Annotated in this window: 3 protein-coding genes; all 3 read left to right on the top strand. The window is 52.9% G+C overall.

Annotated elements, in window-relative coordinates:
* Positions 1-187, top strand: a 187-nt coding sequence (locus O6944_06770) for a DNA-binding response regulator (GenBank protein ID MCZ6718834.1), incomplete at its 5' end; no start/stop codon positions are given.
* Between the two features lie 312 nt (positions 188-499).
* On the top strand, positions 500-2047 hold the full coding sequence (locus O6944_06765; protein ID MCZ6718833.1) for an arylsulfatase: 1548 nt from the start codon (positions 500-502) through the stop codon (positions 2045-2047).
* Between the two features lie 295 nt (positions 2048-2342).
* Positions 2343-4019: an alkaline phosphatase family protein gene (locus O6944_06760; GenBank protein ID MCZ6718832.1), complete on the top strand. Its 1677-nt coding sequence runs from the start codon at positions 2343-2345 to the stop codon at positions 4017-4019.
* The last annotated feature ends 320 nt before the right edge of the window (positions 4020-4339 follow it).

Genomic DNA, 4339 nt, shown 5'->3' with positions numbered 1-4339 from the left:
ACTGAGAGAAGCCGGCTCCCACGCGAAGATCGTCTTTTTGACGGTGCATGAGGACCCCGACTTCATCCGTGAGGCGCTGGCGACCGGCGCGCTCGGGTTCGTCGTGAAGCCACGGTTAGCGTCGGATCTCCTGGTCGCCATGCGTGAGGCGCTCGAAGGACGCTCGTTTGTCTCGCCTTCCGTCTAACCGTTCAGACGCCTTCTCCGGGTGCTGTCCCTTCTTCTCCTGCACCTGTCAGCCTTGTTTTCCAGCGAGCCAGCTTACGCAGGACGACGAATGCCGTAGTCGCCGAGCCTGATTATCGGTCGCCTGAGTGAAGGGATCACCTGGAAGTTTTTTGTGGAAATACTGTCAATTCTGACAGTTCATGTCCCGGACGCCTCTTGCTACATTCGCCGTGCTCTGAGGAAGTAGCGCTCACCCTCAACAAAAGGAGAGAGACCTATGAAATCCGTAAAGAGAGTTTTCCTGGCCCTGGCGGCGGGCTTGGCTTTTCTGATGCTTACCAGCGAGCTTGCACTGGCCGCAGGTGCAAAGAAACCCAACATTCTCGTTATCATGAGCGATGATGTGGGCATCACGAACCTCAGTGCCTACAGCAGAGGGCTTGTGGGTTACCAGACACCCAACATCGACCGAATTGCCAATGAGGGCGTGTTATTCACCGACTACTACGCCGAGCAGAGTTGTACGGCGGGCCGGTCCGCCTTCATCACCGGCCAGAGTCCATTGCGTACCGGGCTTACCAAGGTGGGTCTGCCCGGCTCTAACCTAGGCCTCAGGGCAGAGGACCCCACCCTGGCCGAGTTACTCAAACCCATGGGTTACATGACCGGTCAGTTTGGTAAAAATCACCTGGGTGACCGCAATGAGTTTTTACCCACCCTGCACGGCTTTGACGAGTTTTATGGAAACCTCTACCACCTCAACGCTGAGGAAGAGCCGGAACATGCGGACTATCCCAAGGATCCCAAATTCCGCAGCAGGTTTGGCCCACGCGGCGTGCTGGATTGCGTCGCCACAACAAAGGCAAGCAATGTAAAGGACCCACGCTTTGGCCCTATGGGCAAGCAAAAGTGCACAGATACAGGCCCGCTCACCCGCAAGCGCATGGAGACAGCGGACGAAGAGTTCCTGAACAAGACGGTCGATTTCATTAAGCGTGCTCATAAAGCACGCAAACCTTTTTTAGCTTGGATCAACACCTCACGCATGCATTTCTATACCCACCTCAAACCTGAGAGTAAAGGCAGAACGGGGCTCGGAATTTATGCCGATGGCATGGTGGAGCACGATGGCCATGTCGGTGAACTGCTCAACTTGTTGGACGATCTTAAGATCACCGACAACACCATTGTCATCTACACCTCTGATAACGGACCCCATTACAACGAGTGGCCCGATGGTGGCATCTCCCCTTTCCGTGGGGAGAAGAATACCAACTGGGAGGGCGGCTACCGTGTGCCCGGTATGGTGCGCTGGCCCGGCAAGTTCAAGGCTGGATCGATCTCTAACGGAATCGTGTCTCATCTGGACTGGGTGCCGACACTGATGGCCGCAGTTGGCGAGCCGAATATCAAGAAACAACTCATGAAGGGTCATAAGGCCGGCAGCAAGAAGTACAGGGTGCACCTGGATGGCTATAACCTGATCCCGCATCTCACCGGAAAAGAGAAAAAGAGTCCGCGCCGCGAGTTTTTCTATTTCAACGATGACGGTGTGCTGGTCGGACTGCGCTACGATCAGTGGAAGCTTGTGTTCGCAGAGCAGCGTGCCGCCCGCTTTGATGTCTGGCGAGATCCTTTCGTGATGCTGCGCGCTCCCAAGTTCTTCAACCTGCGCTCGGATCCCTTTGAGCGCGCTGACACCGATTCGAACAGTTACAACCATTGGTGGGTTAAGCGCGTCTTCCTGCTGGCTCCTGCACAGCAGTTCGTGGGCAAATTCCTTACGACCTTCAAGAAGTTTCCACCACGCCAGACGCCGGCTAAGTTTAATCTGGATGACGTGATGAAGACGCTTACTGAATCATCGGGTAACAATTAACCCCGATCCGAAATTCTTTGGCTACGAATGTGTCAGAAATGTACGTCAGAGGCCGCTCCAAGCCCCGATCCGACAGACGTTCTTCCCTAAGCGTGTTGGATCGGGGCAAGCAGCAAGGTTGCCGATTTAGCCCCGATCCGACAACACGTTTGCTCATTTCGGGTCGAGGTTAAGTTTCCGCGAATGCGAGGAAAGCGGGTACCTAATGAGGAGGACACCTGAGCATCGGGCGCCCTCCTTTCTTGTCCCCAACGGTCTGAGCTCAGTGACAACTCATCGCGAGGGATAAAGAGCGATGCAAAGGAAACAGTATGTCTTGACCGCTTTCGTTCTTATCGCGATCCTGGCTGTCTCGACCTCGATACGTGCTGCCGCCAGTACGACCCCGAAACTGGTACTCCAGATCACCGTGGACCAGCTCCGCGGGGATGCGTTGATGCGATTTGGAGACCGCTTCGGAACTGGCGGGTTTCGTTATCTGCTCGACAACGGGACTCATTTCAACAACGCCCACTACCGGCATGCCAATACCGAGACCGCACCGGGCCATGCCACGCTCGTGACGGGCGCCGACCCGTCGCGCCACGGCATCATCGCCAATGACTGGATCGATCAGAATACCGGCGCCTTCGTGTACAACACCGAGGATGATCGCCACCACATCATCGGCCGCAAGCCTCGACCGCACCAGGGAGTCTCGCCGCGCAATTTGCTCTCCTCCACGATCGGCGATGAACTGGTCGTGCACACGGGTGGCAAATCAAGGGTATTCAGCGTATCAGTAAAAGACCGTGGAGCCATACTTCCGGCCGGGCATGCAGGCAAGGCATTCTGGTTCTCTAGGAGCAGCGGCCAGTTCGTTACCAGTACCTACTACTACAAAGATTATCCGGAGTGGGTGAAGAAATGGAACGCAGTCAAACCGGCCGACGGTTATAAAGGAACAACCTGGAATTTACTTCATGATCGTTCCACGTATGTCGCCAAAGATATTGATGATCGACCTTACGAAGGGGCGTTTGCGGAATTAGGTCGAACCTTTCCGCATGCCCTGGGAGACGGAAGTGCAAAACATTTCTATTTGTTGCTTGTATTAACGCCTATCGGTGATGAGCTGACATTGGATTTTGCCAAAGCGCTCATCGAGCACGAAAAAGTAGCCCAAGGAAGCGCTACGGATATTCTGGCCATTAGTTTTTCATCGACGGATTATATTGGTCATCTTTTTGGGCCTTCCAGTTTGGAAACAGAAGATAACATCCTTCGCCTAGACAGGGTGCTTGCGGATCTTTTTAGTCATGTGGACGAAACAATCGGCCTCGATAAAACATTGATAGTGCTTTCAGCCGATCATGGCGCGCCTGAAGCCCCTGAGTACATGGCAGAACATGGTATGGAGACAGGCCGGTTTCCGTTTGATTGGTTTAAGAAAAGCGGTCCTTTAGCGGATGCGCTTAAGAAACGATTCGGGCGGGATGACCTGATCGCCAGCCACAGCCATCCGTATCTCTATCTCAATCTCGACGCGATACGAGAAGCAAAGCTTGCTATCGAAGAAGTGGAACGCTTTGTTGCCTTAGAAATGATGAAAGTACCTGGAATTGCTTATGCGATGACACGCAGTGATTTACTTGCCGGGCGAATAACGGAATCTCCTCTCCAGAACCAAATCCGGCGCAGTTTTCATCCTAAGCGTTCCGGCAACATCCATTTGGTGCCAGAACATTATTGGTTTTTACACTCCACCGAAGAAGCAGGGAAAATGGGCATCGACAAAATCGCGGCAATCCATGGTTCGCCATGGACGTACGATACATATGTACCGATTGTCTTTGCCGGTAACGGCGTTCCTGCTCAGGCAATCAGTCGGCCGGTGGGCCCGCAGGATATAGCCGCGACCATCGCAGCGTATTTGGAAATCAAACCACCATCCGGGTCAGTCGGAACACCGTTGGTGGAGGTTTTGAGATAGAGTGAGTAATTAGTATCCAGCGATGAGATTATAGCTTTCGGTAAACAGTGATCAGTAGTTAGTGTATGGTAATCTGGGTAATGATTGCTCATTAGTATTCACTGTAACCCACATATAACTGACAACGGACAAAAAACTGTCTGTAGAGAAACCATTCTTGGTAATTTTACCCAACACTACTGGCCAATTGTCACCGAACACATTTCACCGATCATGAACCCTTTTAATCAGGGAGGAGAAAAGATGATGAACACACGCTGGTTCCTTTGTTTGTGTATTTTGGTAGGAGGCCTTTTGGTTGGATGCTCAAACCCGCAGAA

This window comes from Gammaproteobacteria bacterium (assembly GCA_027296625.1).
In the GTDB taxonomy this organism is placed as follows: Bacteria; Pseudomonadota; Gammaproteobacteria; order JAKEHO01; family JAKEHO01; genus JAKEHO01.
This window is presented reverse-complemented; position numbering and strand designations above follow the sequence as displayed.